Source organism: Bacillus sp. FSL L8-0654, assembly GCF_038629965.1.
GTDB classification, from domain to species: domain Bacteria; phylum Bacillota; class Bacilli; order Bacillales; family Bacillaceae; genus Bacillus; species Bacillus safensis.
In genome coordinates, this window is the sequence record NZ_CP152026.1 from 3,309,996 (window position 1) to 3,324,685 (window position 14,690).

Consider the following 14,690-nt stretch of genomic DNA (forward strand, 5'->3'; position numbering starts at 1 on the left):
TATATATGACTTTTCTCTCTATAATGAAGAATTAAGAAAACAATAATTCTGAATGATTCGGGGGAATGCAGCATGCAAATGGGTGATACAGTATTTATGTTCTTCTGCGCACTACTCGTGTGGTTAATGACACCGGGTTTAGCTTTATTCTACGGAGGACTCGTGAGAAGTAAAAACGTGTTAAGCACAACCATGCACAGCTTAACGTCACTAGCAATCGTTTCAATCGTATGGATCGTATTCGGTTATTCCTTAGCTTTTGCACCAGGCAATGCATGGATTGGAGGATTAGACTGGGTGGGCCTGAAAGGCGTAGGCTTTGAGCCTGGTTCCTATAGTGAGACCATTCCACATTCATTGTTCATGATGTTTCAAATGACCTTTGCCGTCTTAACAACAGCCATCATCTCAGGGGCCTTTGCTGAACGGATTCGCTACTCAGCAGTCGTTGTATTTACACTCCTTTGGGTCACATTTGTATACGCTCCAGTCGCACACTGGGTATGGGGCGGCGGTTGGATTGGCGAGATGGGTGCGCTAGACTTCGCAGGCGGAAACGTGGTTCACATCTCATCCGGTGTTGCAGGTCTTGTCGTGGCAATTGTGCTCGGGAAGCGTAAAGAAGCAGCAAGCTCTTCTCCGCATAACTTAATCTACACCCTTCTTGGTGGAGCTGTCATCTGGTTTGGCTGGTTTGGTTTTAACGTGGGTAGCGCTCTTACATTAGACAGCGTGGCCATGTATGCCTTTATTAACACCAATACAGCTGCTGCTGCAGGAATCATCGGCTGGCTGTTAGTAGAGTGGATGATCAACAAAAAACCGACCATGCTCGGCGCGATCTCTGGAGCCATCGCAGGTCTTGTCGCCATTACACCTGCCGCAGGCTTTGTTACACCGTTTGCTTCTATTATCATAGGAATCATTGGCGGGATCGTCTGTTTCTGGGGGGTCTTTTCACTCAAAGCCAAATTTGGCTATGATGACGCACTGGACGCATTCGGCCTTCACGGAATTGGCGGTACTTGGGGAGGAATTGCAACAGGACTTTTCGCCACAACTTCTGTCAATGACGGCGGAGCCAATGGCTTATTTTACGGAGATCCCAGCTTACTTTGGAAGCAAGTGGTCGCGATTGTTGCCACGTACGCTTTTGTTGCCGTTGTGACATACGTGATCATCAAAGTGGTCAATGTCTTCTTCAAAATTCGTGCAACCGAAGAAGAAGAATCAGTGGGTCTTGATTTAACCATGCACGGTGAAAAAGCTTATCAAGATTAAAGAAAAAGGGGTGTCTCTATGAGCAAAATGTATAAAGTGGAGATTGTCACACGTCCAGCTAATTTTGAAACATTAAAGGTGGAGCTTGGAAAGATTGGTGTCACCTCGATTACCTTTTCAAATGTACACGGCTGCGGCTTACAAAAGGGACATACAGAGCTATACCGCGGCGTCAAAAAAGAAAGCAACGTGTACGAACGATTAAAGATCGAAATCGTCCTAAGCAAAGTACCTGTCGAACAGGTCGTTGAAACAGCTCAAAAGGTACTTCGGACAGGCGAACCAGGGGATGGGAAAATTTTTATATATGAAATAGCGAATACAATCAACATTCGGACAGGTGAAGAAGGACCTGCCGCCCTATAGTGTATCCTCCGCCGAGTGGCGGAGGATCTTTTTAAGCAGAAAAAACCTCTGCATATTTATATACACAGAGGACCTTGTAAAACATTAAGATTGTTTTGTTTCTTCTGACTGACTGCTGTCTTTAGAGGAATCAGAAGACTTTTCTTGATCAGAGGATTTCCCCTTCTCATCAGACTTTTCTTCAGATTTTTCTCCAGCTGGCTCTTTGGCTTTATCTTCAGCAGCAGGTTCCTTCGTTTTTTCCTCAGTCTTTGGCTGAGCAGGTTCTTTTGCTTGTTCCGTCACTTCTTGCGCTGCTTTTTCAATTGTAGAAACAGGCTTGTCAATGAAGCTAAGCGGATTAAGCGCTAAACCTTCCATACGAATTTCAAAATGTACATGGTTGCCGCTTTCAGCACCATATAGATTTTTACCAGAAGCACCAATGACATCATTCTGCTTGACTTCATCGCCTTCTTTGACACTCACTTGTGACAACGATTGATAAACAGTCGATAATCCATCTTCATGTTCAATTTCAACAACGTGACCGAGGACTGGATCTTTTTTCGCTTGAACCACTGTTCCACTAAGAGCAGCTGTGACATCAAACACTTTGCCATCTTTATCTGCAAGATCAATACCTTTGCTCAAGGTATAGGTGTTATTATAGTTTACAAGTGCTGCTTCTTTTTCTTTTTGGTCAGCATCTGCTTCATAGAACTTTTTCACGACAGAAACATTATCAGAATTCTGGACCGGCATTGCGACATTTTCAATTGGCTTTCCAACTTCAACGGCATCATCGCGCTGTTCTTGCCCTGTTTGATTTCCATCAGATAGTTGGTCTTTCACATCTTTTGATACAGCTTGATACCAAAGAACGGCTGTTAACACGACCGCTGCGCTGACCAAGTAAATAGCAGGGAATACCCAGCGCTTACGGAAAAATTGCTGAACTTTTGTGATTTTGGAAGTACGTTTCTTTTCTTCCTCTCTCATTTTTCATCACCTCAGCAACATTCTGAACACTTTTCAAAAAATATATACACACGAAATCATTTTTCTTTTTATTTTGCGCAATCGCATCAATAATATGTATGATAAATGAAAAAAAAGATGGGGGACTTAATTGTGAAAACTTTCAACCGCATAGCAACAGAAGATGACCTCAAAGCCATCGTTGATATATACAATTCAACCATTGCTTCAAGAGAAGTGACCGCTGATACAGAACCAGTTTCTGTCGAGGACCGCCGGCAATGGTTTTTGAATCATTCCGAGAAAAGACCTCTCTATGTGAAAACAGATGAGGATGGAAATATCTACGGCTGGCTGAGCTTTGAAACGTTTTACGGAAGGCCTGCATACAACGGGACCGTTGAAATGAGTATCTATTTAAACCAAGACTATCGAGGAAAAGGCTTAGGATCACTTTTCTTGCAAGAAGCCATTGATTTAGCACCCTCATTAGGCATTCGAACGTTACTTGCCTTTATTTTCGGGCACAACGAAGCCAGCATTCGACTATTTAAAAAGCACGGCTTTGAGACATGGGGCCACCTGCCACGCATCGCAGAAATGGACGGCAGCAGATACGATTTAGATATCCTAGGAAAAGAATTATAAAACGAGCGTCTCCCTGAAAAAGAGACGCTTTTTATGACGCATGTAACAGCTGTAAAAAAAGTGAAGTGAAGAGAGAAACAATTGAATCAATCAACATTCACTCTTCCTAAAGCACTACTTACTCAAGTATGATAAAGAGTGAATACATAAAGGAGTGAACACCATTGCAACAAACTGAGAAAATCATTCAATCTCTTCATTCAATCGTAAAGTGGGGAAAGGTTGGTAGTATCTTTCTCTATATTTCAGGCGGTCTGGCTATTCTTATTGGTTTTTGGCTTGTTCTTCCTGCAGCCCTTGGCGTCTTCCTCATTATGATGGGGATCCATGTACAAAAATCTGTAAAAGCGGCTGAACACTTGATTCAGGCTCCAGATACTTCTTACGAAGAATTATTAGAACAGTACGCTAAGATGATGAAAATGCAAACACTGTTTGCCATTTCAAGTATTGCCGCAGTTATTCTTTCATTCATTGCTATCGTTTTGATACTTATACTAGGCGGGTTAGCCTTCCTTCAAGAAATTCCTTATGATGTCCAGCAGTATGAAGGTGATTACGAACAAGAACTCGGTGACTTTTATTAATGGAGAGGGGTATCAATAGTCATTCGATACCCCTTTTGTTTTTATCATTTGACTTGGATCATTCTCCTCTGCTTGACATTCAGTCTTGATCATTTTAAAATACAAATCGTAACTATTACGAATTAAAGGAGGATCCTATTACTTATGCGCGTGAATATTACGTTGGCCTGTACTGAAACAGGTGACAGAAACTACATCACAACAAAAAATAAAAGAACGAATCCTGACCGATTGGAGTTAAAAAAATATTCTCCTCGATTAAAGAAATATACCCTTCATAGAGAAACAAAATAAATTTTTTATATTATAAATCGTAATCATTACTTTTTAAGTGAGGCGGAAAACAAAATGATCGTTTTCAAAAGGACAAAAACAAATGAATAAGCGTATACCTGTTACAGTATTAAGCGGCTTTTTAGGAGCAGGAAAAACAACGATATTAAATCATGTTCTTCAAAATCGCAAAGGATTAAAAGTGGCTGTAATCGTCAATGACATGAGCGAAATTAATATTGATGCAGAACTAGTCAAACAAGGCGGCGAGCTTTCTCGATCAGATGAGAAACTCGTTGAATTATCTAACGGCTGTATTTGCTGCACTTTGAGAGAAGACTTGTTAATCGAAGTAGAACGCCTTTGTAAGGCGGGTAATATTGATTATATTGTCATTGAATCAACCGGAATTAGTGAACCAATTCCCGTCGCTCAAACGTTTTCTTATATTGATGAAGAAATGGGTATAGATTTGACCCGCTTTTGCCGTCTAGATACGATGGTCACAGTAGTAGATGCAAATCGTTTCTGGACTGATTTCCAGTCAGGAGAGAGTTTATTAGATCGTAAAGAAGCGGTTTCCGATGACGACGAGCGAGAAATTTCCGATTTACTCATTGATCAAATTGAATTTTGTGACGTGCTTATTATCAATAAATGTGATCTAGTATCTCCCTCTGAATTAGATCGACTTGAGCATGTGCTGAACAAACTACAACCAGAAGCATCTATCATCAGAACCTCAAAAGGTATAGTACAGCCAGATGACATTTTGAATACTGGTTTATTCGACTTTGAAAAATCAAGTGCTTCTGCTGGGTGGATCAAAGAAATCAACGCAGGACATGTTCAGCATACACCGGAAACAGAGGAATACCAAATTTCATCTTTTGTTTACGAAAGAAGACTCCCTTTTCATACTGGCAGACTGAATGCTTGGTTAGATCAAATGCCTGAGCAGATCGTTCGTGCGAAAGGTTTTACTTGGCTTGCCACACATCATGATTTAACCATTTTAATTTCACAAGCTGGGAAATCTGTTGCGATTGAACCAATTGCATACTGGATTGCTGCTTTGCCTGAACAAGAAAAAGCACGGATATTAAATCAGGAACCAGAGCTTCTAGATGAGTGGGACGCAGAGTTTGGTGATCGCCATACAAAACTTGTGTTTATCGGTGTAGATTTACCTAAAGCAGAAATCATTCGTACTCTTGATCAATGCTTGCTTACACCTGAGGAATTTGATCAAGATTGGACTACATTTGAGGACCCCTTTCAATGGAAAATACAAAATTAGGCCAGGAGGGTTTTAATTGGCAAAGAAATCTAAGATTGCTAAAGAAAAAAAACGACAGCAGCTTGTATTGAAATATGCAGAATTAAGAAAAGAGTTAAAAGAAAAAGGTGACTATGAAGCTTTACGAAAATTACCTAGAGACTCTTCCCCTACCCGCTTAAAAAACCGCTGTGAATTAACGGGCCGTCCCAGAGGTTATTTACGAAAATTCAAAATGTCTAGAATTGCTTTTCGTGAGCTTGCCTATAAGGGTCATATCCCTGGAGTGAAAAAGTCGAGCTGGTAAAGAATGATTTGATCTTATCACAGCACTCGTAAAAGTAAAGCCGCACACAATGAGAGAAAATCTATTTTCCAATCTTATCTCAATCTTTTTGAAGTGCAAAATAGCAATTTAAAAACCAGCAGAGATTCTGCTGGTTTTTTATAATGACTGAGTTCATAAGATAAAATGGCCTGTTTTCAAAAAAGGATTTTCAGCAACGATTATGACATTTTTTCTTCTTTTCAAAAATACATGATCATGATACTTTGTTGTCATTAACCACCGATGTATGACATCTCAACCTTTTTCTGATCTTTTTTCTGCTCTCTCTCGGCTGAATATTGGTCATGTCTATTCGACCATAATTCCTTTAACCTGTTCGTTAATTCTTCATTATCTTTTGTCGTACGAATCATCTGTTTCAGATCAAAACCCGATGAAGCAAACAGACATGTAAACAATTCCCCCCTTGCAGACAACCTTGCTCTGTTACATGTTCCACAAAAAGCATCTGAAACGGAAGAAATAATACCTATCTCTCCTGAACCATCTTTGTAAAAAAATCGTTTGGCTACTTCACCTGTATATTGAGGAGGTTCTGGTTTGATAGGATATGTTGAATCAATTAATTCAATTATTTCTTTCTTTGTCATGACATGTTCTAGATTCCATTTATTCGTATTACCGACATCCATAAATTCAATAAATCTGAGAACGTGTCCTTCTTTTTTGAAGTAAGCTGCCATTGGTAAGACATCCTGATCATTCACACCTTTTTGAACAACCATATTAATCTTGATAGCAAGTCCAGCCTTTTTTGCAGCCTCAATACCATCAAACACTTTTTGGATAGAAATATGCCTTCCGTTCATTTGCTTAAAACGGTCGGGATTTAATGAATCTAAACTAATGGTGACTCTATTGAGACCAGCTCTCTTCAACTGATCAGCATATAAAGGTAAAAGTGTTCCGTTGGTTGTCATCGCAATGTCTTCAATCCCTGGAATGTTTGCGAGCTTTTCTATTAAGACAGGCAGATCCTTCCGCATTAACGGTTCTCCGCCCGTGATGCGTATTTTTACCACACCTAAGTTCTTTACAAAAAGGGTAGCAAGTCGTTCAATTTCTTCGAAACTAAGCAGTTCTTCTTTTTTCAAGAAAGGATAATCCGGTCCAAAAATTTCAGCAGGCATACAGTACGTACATCTAAAGTTACAGCGATCAGTTACTGATATTCTTAAATCGCGCAATGGTCGATGTCTTTTATCTAAAATACTGACCATACTTTGCCTCCTATTCTGTAATACGATGAGGATGCGTGTAAATGTTAAAGGATTTTCCTCTGACGAATCCAACTGTCGTAATATTTAATTCTTCTGCCATTTTAAGCGCCAGCTCAGTAGGTGCTGATTTTGAAATGACGATAGACACTCCTAGTTTTGCTGCCTTCAATAGAACTTCTGACGATATCCGGCCGCTAAAAACAAGGATTTTATCTCTAAGTGGAATTCGCTGAAGTAAACAGTATCCATAAATTTTATCTAAAGCATTATGTCTTCCTATATCAGTTCTAGTGATGAATAGCTTCTCTGTGTCACACAGTCCAGCATTATGCACTCCGCCAGTATGTTGAAATAATTGGCTTTCTTCTTGCAAACACTTCATGAGATGCATACAGGTTTCAGCAGAAATACTGATTCGATCAATGGCTGTTTTTGCCGTCTTCACATCTTGAAGGAAATAAAAGTGTCTTCCTTTCCCGCAGCATGAACCAATCACTCGTTTTGTAAAATCTGATGAATCAAATCCACTTGAGTGAACTAAATCAACATAGGCAAAACCCATACTTTCATCTATTGTAAACCTTTTAATCTCTTTTTCAAATCGAATGACCCCTTCTGAAGCCAAAAAGCCGATAACCAATTCTTTCAAGTGCTCTGGTGAACAAACAAGGGTCACAAATTCTTCTCCATTTACCATCACAGTTAAAGGATATTCTTCTACAATTTCATCAGTTTTGCAGGTAAACTGGCCTTCATTGTATTGGTGTATAACTCGTTTCTTTTTAACAGAAGGATTCATTGTATGATCTTCCTTTCAATGCAAATTTAGTTATATGATCCAATCAAATTGTGATATTATTTTAAAAAGTCATAAAAATGTAACATATTTCTATCTTATCAAACTTCTTGACTGCTTTATATGGGGGGAACAAAATGAACAAATCGAAAAATCGCTGGCTCATCGCAGCAAGTGCTGTAGGAATTCATTTATCTATTGGGTCTGTTTATGCTTGGAGTGTTTTTACGAATCCTTTACATGAAGCCTTTCAGTGGTCATTAACAGAAATAAGTCTCACCTTCAGTATTGCTATTTTATTTTTAGGTTTATCTGCTGCTTTTATGGGACATTTCGTTGAAAGGTATGGTCCAAGGGCATCGGGGCTCTTCTCAGCTATTTTCTTCGGCATCGGAATGACTGGGTCAGGATTCGCTGTCCACATGTCATCACTGCCTCTCCTCTATTTATTTTATGGTGTACTCGCTGGAATAGGTTTAGGGGTAGGCTATATTGCACCTGTATCAACTCTAGTCAAATGGTTTCCGGATCGAAGAGGTCTTGCAACCGGCTTAGCCATTATGGGGTTTGGGTTTGCTTCTCTTATTTGCAGCCCAATTATTCAATATCTCATTGAAAAAGTGAATATCGCAAATACTTTTTATATTCTTGGAATCTCCTATTTTATCATCATGGTGATCTCATCTCTTTATTTATCACCACCAACACCTGATGACGTCAAACAATTTGATGTATTCAAAACAAAGAAAAGAAAAATCCCTCAAGATTTATCACAGCTTACAGCAAATGAAGCGATCAAAACAAGACGTTTTTATTATTTGTGGCTTATGCTTTTTATTAATATCACATGCGGAATCGCTATTATTTCAGTAGCGTCACCTCTTGCTCAAGAAAGTGTTGGGTTCACTGCAGGTGCTGCAGCTACTCTTGTGGGCATTTTAGGTGCTTTTAATGGTTTAGGACGCATTGGCTGGGCATCGTTTTCAGATTATATAGGAAGACCGAATACGTATACGATTTTTTTCAGTATCCAGCTCATTGCTTTTCCTTTACTCCCCTATTTAAAAGAACCGTTCATCTTTTCAATCGTCATGGCGATCATTTATACGTGCTATGGAGGAGGATTTGCTTCAATTCCAGCCTATATTGGGGATTTGTTTGGTACAAAGCAGCTTGGTGCCATACATGGTTATATTTTGACTGCTTGGGCCGCTGCGGGATTAGCAGGACCACTATTTTCATCCTTCATCCGAGATATAACAGGTAATTACACACAAAGCCTTATGGTGTTCTCTGGCTTATTTTTCATTGCTTTTATCATATCACTTCTGATTCGAAAGGATATTCAGCAGCTAAGAGAAAAAAACCTATCTGCTGCTTCCTCTGTCTCAGCCCGATCTTAATTTGAATTTGACAGAATCACAATCTAAAGGTAATTTTTAGATATGAAAACGCTTTACAAAGTATTAGGAGGGTGATGATCTCATGGGGAAAACAAAACATAAGGGGCCTGTTAAACTCAATAAAAAACCCTCACCAAAGCTATGGGCGTCTTTTGTACCAATGGGGCTTGGCAAAGTGAAACCGAAACACATTCGAGATACGATGAAAGTGGCTTGGGAGAACAAAGATAACCTTCCCTACGCGTATCGTATTTTAACGCAGGGTGTTTGTGACGGCTGTGCCCTTGGCGTCTCAGGACTGTATGATCAAACGCTCGCAGGACCTCATATATGCACCACAAGACTAAATGTGCTTCGTCTTAACACAATGCCAGCTATTGATCCAAAATGGTTTGAAGATATTCATCAGCTAAAGCAAATGGACAGCACTTCTCTTCGCAAGCTTGGGCGGATTCCTTATCCATTGATCCGAAAAAAAGGTGACAATGCCTTTACACGTATTTCTTGGGATGATGCACTAGATCAAATCGCAGCTAAAATCCAATCAATTGATAAACGGCAGCTTGCTTTCTATTTAACCGCCAGAGGAATTACAAATGAAGTTTATTATACGGCTGCAAAGGCTGCTCGATTTATAGGGACGAATCATATTGATAATGCTTCTCGCATTTGCCATTCACCAAGTAAAACCGCTCTTAAACGGTCCCTTGGCATCGGTGCTTCCAGCTGTAATTACAGTGATTGGATTGGAACGGATGTATTAATTTTTTGGGGATCTGTCGCAGCAAACAATCAGCCTGTTTCCACTAAATATATGTACGCTGCTAAAAAGAAGGGAACAAAAATTATCGTCATCAATCCGTATAAAGAGCCTGCTATGGAAAAGTATTGGGTTCCTTCTATTCCAGAGAGTGCTTTATTCGGTACAAAAATTGCAGATGATTTTTACCAAGTCAATATAGGCGGAGATATTGCGTTCATGAACGGCGTCATCAAGCATTGGTTTGACATGGAGCAGCATGCTCCCCATTCGGCTCTTGATCACGAATTTATTCAAAAACATACAACAGGCATACAGGATTTAAAGCAGCATGTCGCACAATTGAAGTGGGAGGACCTAGAAGCATCATCAGGTTTATCAAAAGAAAGAATGAAGGAATTTGCGACACTGCTTGCCAATGCTAATTCAGGCGTTTTTATTTGGAGTATGGGCCTTACTCAGCACCGCTTTGCAACTGATAATATATCACAGGTTGCCAACCTTGCGATGCTGCGCGGATTTATCGGCAGGAAACATTGTGGTGTCATGCCAATCCGGGGGCATAGTGGCGTCCAAGGTTCTGGTGAAATGGGCGCTGATCCATTCGTTTTGCCAGGTAGTGATTTTGATGAAGAGAATATTGAAAGAATCGAACGTATATGGGGGTTTGACATTCCTAAATGGCATGGTGACACCATTGGGCAATCCTTTGAAAAGATGGCTCTCCCAAAAGACCATCCACAAAAACTCAAAATGCTGTTTACGAGTGGCGGAAACTTTTTAGAAACGATGCCAAATCCGGAAGCGATCGAAAAAGCATTATCTGAACTTGAACTCCGTGTTCACCAAGATATCATTTTGAATACCTCTACGCTGGTAGACGCTGAAGAGGCGGTGATTGTGCTGCCTGCTATGACAAGGTATGAACAACCAGGCGGCGGCACATCAACCAGTACGGAACGCATGGTATATTTCAGTCCAGAAATTGAAGGACCTCGTATTGAGGAAGCCAGAGCAGAATGGGACATTTATGTTGATCTTGCGAAAAGAGTCCGGCCGGAAGATGCCGAGCTGATACATTTTGAAACAGCTGAAGACATTCGTCGTGAGATTGCGGTCGCCAACCGAAACTATGATGGCATCCAGCATTTACGTCACAAGGGAGACGTTTTTCAATGGGGAGGCGCATGGCTTTGTGAAGATGGCGTGTGTCCAACACCAGACGGCAAGGGACATCTTCTTCCTGCCCAGCTGCCTCAATATCGAAAAACCGAAGGACATTTCAATATCACGACAAGAAGAGGAAAGCAATTCAACTCCATGATCTACAGTGAAAAGGATGCCTTTAATGGTGGAAAACGTCATTCTATCCTAATGAATGAAGAAGATGCAAAAGAGCTTTACGTCCAAGAAGGTGATCCAGTTGTTCTCTTTAATCAATATGGATCCTATCAAGGAGTGGCTCAATTCGGAGAGTTGAGACGCGGCAATATCGCAGTTTATTGGCCGGAAGGGAACGTTTTAATTCCTAAAGGTGTGTATGAGAGCTACTCACAGATTCCCGAGTATAATACGGCTGCCATATTAGAAAAAGCCGAAACCTTCCATGCAAGAAAGGATCAGCATTATGTGGAGAAACGAATTGATGAATTAGAAACGACTTTGAATTAATCGTCAACTTAAAAACAGCTGGGGTTGTTTTCCCCAGCTGCCATTCACTCTCTACCGACCAAAAGCGCTCGCTTCCTGTTGAAGAATATGGTTCAATTCTTCGGCATTTGCAGCCGGTTGATATTGTCCTCCACCCGCTTTTGCAACAGATTTAAGACTTTTTGCTTCCTTTTCATTCACATCGAAGCCAATGATATTGACGATTGTATCTATTCCGTCTTCATGTAATTCCTTTGCTGCTTGTGAAGGGCTTCCACCACAAGTTTCTTCACCATCACTGACAACATAGACAATATTTTTCCCTTCAGCTTGGTGATCTTCAAAATCTTGTTTCGTATCCGTTAATGCTTTTGCAAGTGGTGTCCAGCCAGTTGGCTTATACACATTCAGTGCTTGCTGAAAGGTTGATGGCTCATATGATCCAAATCCGTAAACAGCTTCAGAACTTGAACAAGAAACAGCTTTCCCTGCATTTTTATTGGTTCCTTCATGACCAAACACACGAAGCAGAACTTGTGTATCTTCTGATAAAATGCTTGCAAAGCTTTGAATAGACCGTTTGGCGATTTCAATTTTCCTTTCACCTTCAACTGATTGTGCCATGCTCCCGCTTAAATCGAGTAATATCACCACATGCGCAGGCGGCTCCTGTTTTGTTACAGCATGAGCTGGTGAAGAAAGAAGCAGGACAAGACTAGCCAAAATGGTTAATACGATGTTTTTTTTCATCAATAAAAACCTCCCTTTTTTACTTTTGTACAGAAAAAGAGAAACGAAAGCATGAATCAATCGTTTCCCTTTTGTTCAGCAAGTTATTCGTGTAGTTTTAATGATTCTGCTGAAAAGATAGAACCCATTTCTTTACCAGTACTTGCTTGGTAGTAATGGCCTTTACCAGCTTTGGCTACTTGCTTCAATTGACCTTCATAGCCATCGTTAAAGTCTAATCCGATCACATTTACAACAGTTGATCCTTTTGAGTTATGCAATTCTTTTGCTACTTTTACTGGATCTCCGCCACAAGTTTCCTCACCATCAGTGATTAAGTACACAATATGCTTTGTTCCTGCAGTAAGCTGCTCATCCGCTTGCTTTGCATTTTCAAGTGCACGTGCAATCGGTGTCCAGCCAGTTGGCCCAAGTCCGTTTAAAGAGTTTTCGAAGCTGTCCTTTTCATAAGGCTGTACGCCGTAAACGCCTCTAATGACTTCACATGATTGAGCTTTACCTGAATTTTTGTTGTTTCCTTCAGAACCAAACAAGCTCATACGAATTTTAGCGTCTTTTGGAAGTGACTGAGCAAATTTAAATACCTCTTGTTTAGCGAGATCAAATTTGCGCTCCCCCTCTACTTTTCTTGCCATGCTTCCACTTGCATCAAGCAAGATTGTGACTCTTACATCTTTATTATGTTTTTTGACTGTAGATGCTTCTGCAAATACTGGTGAAGAGATTGACATAGATAATGTCAATACAGTTAAGGTTACGAGTGTGATTACTTTTTTCAACATACTTTTTCTTCCTCCTTATGTATTTGATTGAAACATCTTAATCGTAAATTATTCTGTCTTGGAATGGTATAGGACTCGGTCCCTTTTTCTCTTTCATCAAAATCACTAAAATTCTGTCAGATGTCTAGATATTTTCACCTAACACACCCATTATTCTCTCGTTTTCTCTGTCTTTCGAGGGACTTTGTATCGGCCATCAGTTCTTGTCAGGACATAAATGTTTAAGATTTCCTGATCTGCGTCTTAAGTCGCGATTTGACACATTCTGTTCAAATCTCTTTGAACACACAAAAAAATGCCTCATTTCTGAGGCACCTTTGCTTTATTTTTTAGCCATATACGTGTTGAGAAAACGATCGGCTGATTCGATTTGAATTCCTTTATAATAATGCTTCACGATGGCATCTACTTTTTTGCCTGCCTGCGCCATATAATGCGCACCATATTGACTCATGCCTACACCATGACCATATCCTTTTGTTGTAATGACAATCTGCTGGCCTTGGCGTTCCCATGTGAAGTCCGCTGAATGAAGGCCTAGTGATTCTCGAATGTCTCGGCCTGACATTGTTTTTCCGTTGATCACGGCTTTCGCTACCTGATTTCCTGGTGTCCGTTCTACAATCTGTCCGACCTGAGCCTGCTGAGTGAGCGTCACACCTAATTTTTGCTGAAATTCACTGACCGAGATGGTTTTCTTATTTTGAAATTTTGGCGATTTTTCGTCCCATTTACTTGAGACACTTTTCAAATAAGGGATTTCGTTTTTCCAATAGGCTTCGGCATTTTCCGTTTTTCCGTTACTTGTTGAAAAGAATGAAGCATCAATTGGTTTCTCGTCATAAGTCAGCACTTTTCCTTGTGTGCTGGCGACAGCTTCCGTGACCTTTTTTAATTTCCAATTGTACGCTTTCCCCCAAATTTTCTTGAGTTCCTGTTTGTTTTTGTAAACTTGGAACATTTGGGTATCATCTACAAGAGAGCCCTTAGGTGATTTGACAGTCTTATCACTGATCATTTGTCTGACGATATACGTTCTTGCTGCGAGCGCCTGTGCCTTGAGTGCTTCCATTTCAAAATCAGCTGGCATTTCAGATGCTACGACACCGATCACATACTCTTCTAAGGGGATGTTTTCTACCTGCTGATGAGCTGAGCGATAGACGGGGATAGCGACGGGTGATTGCTTCAATTTGACTGAACCCTTCACTTCTTTTTTAACTGATGGTTCTGCTGCTACGTGCTGGCTGGCCGCCTGCTTCCCTTGGAACGTCGGCAACACAAGTAATGTTGGAATCATTAAAATGATGATGCATATTCCTGCGATTGTCCATATCATTGGTTTCATATTTGGCTGCCCCCATTTGTCATTGAATCTCTTTTATCCTATGGGCAGGGACAAGCTAATATGACAGCTTCTTTCATTTAGTGGACAAGTCTTTTATGAAGGTATGGGCCTGTTCTTAGAATGGATTTTACTGTTCGTCTGTATGAATAAAATTTAAGATGGTTGGATACACTAATGATAAGCTTCGTGAAATGAGGCATTCTATGATTCTAAAAAAAAAATCAGCATGCCCCAATGG

Annotated in this window: 15 protein-coding genes; 9 read left to right on the top strand and 6 right to left on the bottom strand. The window is 40.3% G+C overall.

Going from position 1 to position 14,690, the window contains the following annotated elements:
* The first annotated feature begins 72 nt into the window (after positions 1 to 72).
* Together MHH65_RS17100 and MHH65_RS17105 are read left to right on the top strand one after the other, a co-directional pair.
* On the top strand, positions 73 to 1,281 hold the full coding sequence (locus MHH65_RS17100) for an ammonium transporter (protein ID WP_034281208.1): 1,209 nt from the start codon (positions 73 to 75) through the stop codon (positions 1,279 to 1,281).
* A gap of 18 nt (positions 1,282 to 1,299) precedes the next feature.
* Entirely contained in the window at positions 1,300 to 1,647 is a 348-nt protein-coding gene (locus MHH65_RS17105; protein WP_034281209.1) for a P-II family nitrogen regulator, read from the top strand.
* A gap of 84 nt (positions 1,648 to 1,731) precedes the next feature.
* On the opposite strand, the gene MHH65_RS17110 is transcribed toward MHH65_RS17105, so the two are convergent.
* A complete protein-coding gene (locus tag MHH65_RS17110; RefSeq protein ID WP_034281210.1) occupies positions 1,732 to 2,628 on the bottom strand; it encodes a peptidoglycan DD-metalloendopeptidase family protein in 897 nt (298 codons plus the stop codon).
* 117 nt (positions 2,629 to 2,745) lie between these two features.
* Here MHH65_RS17110 and MHH65_RS17115 point away from each other — a divergent pair, with 117 nt between their 5' ends.
* The 5 genes from MHH65_RS17115 (at position 2,746) to rpsN (ending at position 5,701) form a co-directional block, all read left to right on the top strand.
* Complete coding sequence (locus MHH65_RS17115; protein WP_029706351.1) at positions 2,746 to 3,255, top strand: GNAT family N-acetyltransferase; 510 nt, start codon at positions 2,746 to 2,748, stop codon at positions 3,253 to 3,255.
* A 164-nt stretch (positions 3,256 to 3,419) separates the two neighbouring features.
* The gene (locus tag MHH65_RS17120; RefSeq protein ID WP_024426331.1) at positions 3,420 to 3,842 is read left to right on the top strand and encodes a DUF5362 family protein; all 423 of its coding nucleotides are present in this window, start codon (positions 3,420 to 3,422) and stop codon (positions 3,840 to 3,842) included.
* A 144-nt stretch (positions 3,843 to 3,986) separates the two neighbouring features.
* Positions 3,987 to 4,136 carry a 50S ribosomal protein L33 gene (rpmG, locus tag MHH65_RS17125; RefSeq protein ID WP_024423713.1) on the top strand — a complete coding sequence of 50 codons (150 nt, stop codon included), beginning with the start codon at positions 3,987 to 3,989 and terminating at the stop codon, positions 4,134 to 4,136.
* Between the two features lie 82 nt (positions 4,137 to 4,218).
* Positions 4,219 to 5,415, top strand: a complete 1,197-nt coding sequence (locus MHH65_RS17130) for a GTP-binding protein (protein WP_065214874.1) — start codon at positions 4,219 to 4,221, stop codon at positions 5,413 to 5,415.
* A 16-nt stretch (positions 5,416 to 5,431) separates the two neighbouring features.
* Positions 5,432 to 5,701, top strand: a complete 270-nt coding sequence (gene rpsN, locus MHH65_RS17135; RefSeq protein ID WP_025093900.1) for a 30S ribosomal protein S14 — start codon at positions 5,432 to 5,434, stop codon at positions 5,699 to 5,701.
* Between the two features lie 254 nt (positions 5,702 to 5,955).
* Here rpsN and moaA read toward each other — a convergent pair whose 3' ends face one another.
* The gene (moaA, locus tag MHH65_RS17140) at positions 5,956 to 6,963 is read right to left on the bottom strand and encodes a GTP 3',8-cyclase MoaA (protein WP_029707486.1); all 1,008 of its coding nucleotides are present in this window, start codon (positions 6,961 to 6,963) and stop codon (positions 5,956 to 5,958) included.
* Positions 6,964 to 6,973: 10 nt separating this feature from the next.
* Positions 6,974 to 7,762 (bottom strand): formate dehydrogenase accessory sulfurtransferase FdhD, encoded by a 789-nt coding sequence (fdhD, locus tag MHH65_RS17145; RefSeq protein ID WP_034281213.1) that lies wholly within the window; start codon positions 7,760 to 7,762, stop codon positions 6,974 to 6,976.
* 134 nt (positions 7,763 to 7,896) lie between these two features.
* On the opposite strand from fdhD, the gene MHH65_RS17150 reads away from it, so the two are divergent.
* Together MHH65_RS17150 and MHH65_RS17155 are read left to right on the top strand one after the other, a co-directional pair.
* Positions 7,897 to 9,162 carry an OFA family MFS transporter gene (locus MHH65_RS17150; protein ID WP_046312982.1) on the top strand — a complete coding sequence of 422 codons (1,266 nt, stop codon included), beginning with the start codon at positions 7,897 to 7,899 and terminating at the stop codon, positions 9,160 to 9,162.
* Positions 9,163 to 9,244: 82 nt separating this feature from the next.
* Positions 9,245 to 11,593, top strand: a complete 2,349-nt coding sequence (locus MHH65_RS17155; RefSeq protein WP_087976055.1) for an FdhF/YdeP family oxidoreductase — start codon at positions 9,245 to 9,247, stop codon at positions 11,591 to 11,593.
* 51 nt (positions 11,594 to 11,644) lie between these two features.
* On the opposite strand, the gene MHH65_RS17160 is transcribed toward MHH65_RS17155, so the two are convergent.
* The 3 genes from MHH65_RS17160 to spoIID all read right to left on the bottom strand — a co-directional run bounded on the left by MHH65_RS17160 (position 11,645) and on the right by spoIID (position 14,452).
* Positions 11,645 to 12,322: a VWA domain-containing protein gene (locus tag MHH65_RS17160; RefSeq protein WP_098677172.1), complete on the bottom strand. Its 678-nt coding sequence runs from the start codon at positions 12,320 to 12,322 to the stop codon at positions 11,645 to 11,647.
* An 83-nt stretch (positions 12,323 to 12,405) separates the two neighbouring features.
* Positions 12,406 to 13,104: a VWA domain-containing protein gene (locus MHH65_RS17165; protein WP_080769523.1), complete on the bottom strand. Its 699-nt coding sequence runs from the start codon at positions 13,102 to 13,104 to the stop codon at positions 12,406 to 12,408.
* Positions 13,105 to 13,426: 322 nt separating this feature from the next.
* On the bottom strand, positions 13,427 to 14,452 hold the full coding sequence (gene spoIID, locus MHH65_RS17170; RefSeq protein ID WP_081124961.1) for a stage II sporulation protein D: 1,026 nt from the start codon (positions 14,450 to 14,452) through the stop codon (positions 13,427 to 13,429).
* Between the last annotated feature and the right edge of the window lie 238 nt (positions 14,453 to 14,690).

Bases quoted from the DNA above. Each gene is read 5' to 3' on its own strand.
- MHH65_RS17100 (WP_034281208.1), top strand. From the start codon at position 73: ATGCAAATGGGTGATACAGTATTTATGTTCTTCTGCGCACTACTCGTG.
- MHH65_RS17150 (WP_046312982.1), top strand. From the start codon at position 7,897: ATGAACAAATCGAAAAATCGCTGGCTCATCGCAGCAAGTGCTGTAGGA.
- moaA (WP_029707486.1), bottom strand. From the start codon at position 6,963: ATGGTCAGTATTTTAGATAAAAGACATCGACCATTGCGCGATTTAAGA.
- MHH65_RS17165 (WP_080769523.1), bottom strand. From the start codon at position 13,104: ATGTTGAAAAAAGTAATCACACTCGTAACCTTAACTGTATTGACATTA.
- MHH65_RS17105 (WP_034281209.1), top strand. From the start codon at position 1,300: ATGAGCAAAATGTATAAAGTGGAGATTGTCACACGTCCAGCTAATTTT.
- MHH65_RS17115 (WP_029706351.1), top strand. From the start codon at position 2,746: ATGGGGGACTTAATTGTGAAAACTTTCAACCGCATAGCAACAGAAGAT.
- MHH65_RS17130 (WP_065214874.1), top strand. From the start codon at position 4,219: ATGAATAAGCGTATACCTGTTACAGTATTAAGCGGCTTTTTAGGAGCA.
- fdhD (WP_034281213.1), bottom strand. From the start codon at position 7,762: ATGAATCCTTCTGTTAAAAAGAAACGAGTTATACACCAATACAATGAA.
- MHH65_RS17160 (WP_098677172.1), bottom strand. From the start codon at position 12,322: ATGAAAAAAAACATCGTATTAACCATTTTGGCTAGTCTTGTCCTGCTT.
- spoIID (WP_081124961.1), bottom strand. From the start codon at position 14,452: ATGAAACCAATGATATGGACAATCGCAGGAATATGCATCATCATTTTA.
- MHH65_RS17110 (WP_034281210.1), bottom strand. From the start codon at position 2,628: ATGAGAGAGGAAGAAAAGAAACGTACTTCCAAAATCACAAAAGTTCAG.
- rpmG (WP_024423713.1), top strand. From the start codon at position 3,987: ATGCGCGTGAATATTACGTTGGCCTGTACTGAAACAGGTGACAGAAAC.
- MHH65_RS17155 (WP_087976055.1), top strand. From the start codon at position 9,245: ATGGGGAAAACAAAACATAAGGGGCCTGTTAAACTCAATAAAAAACCC.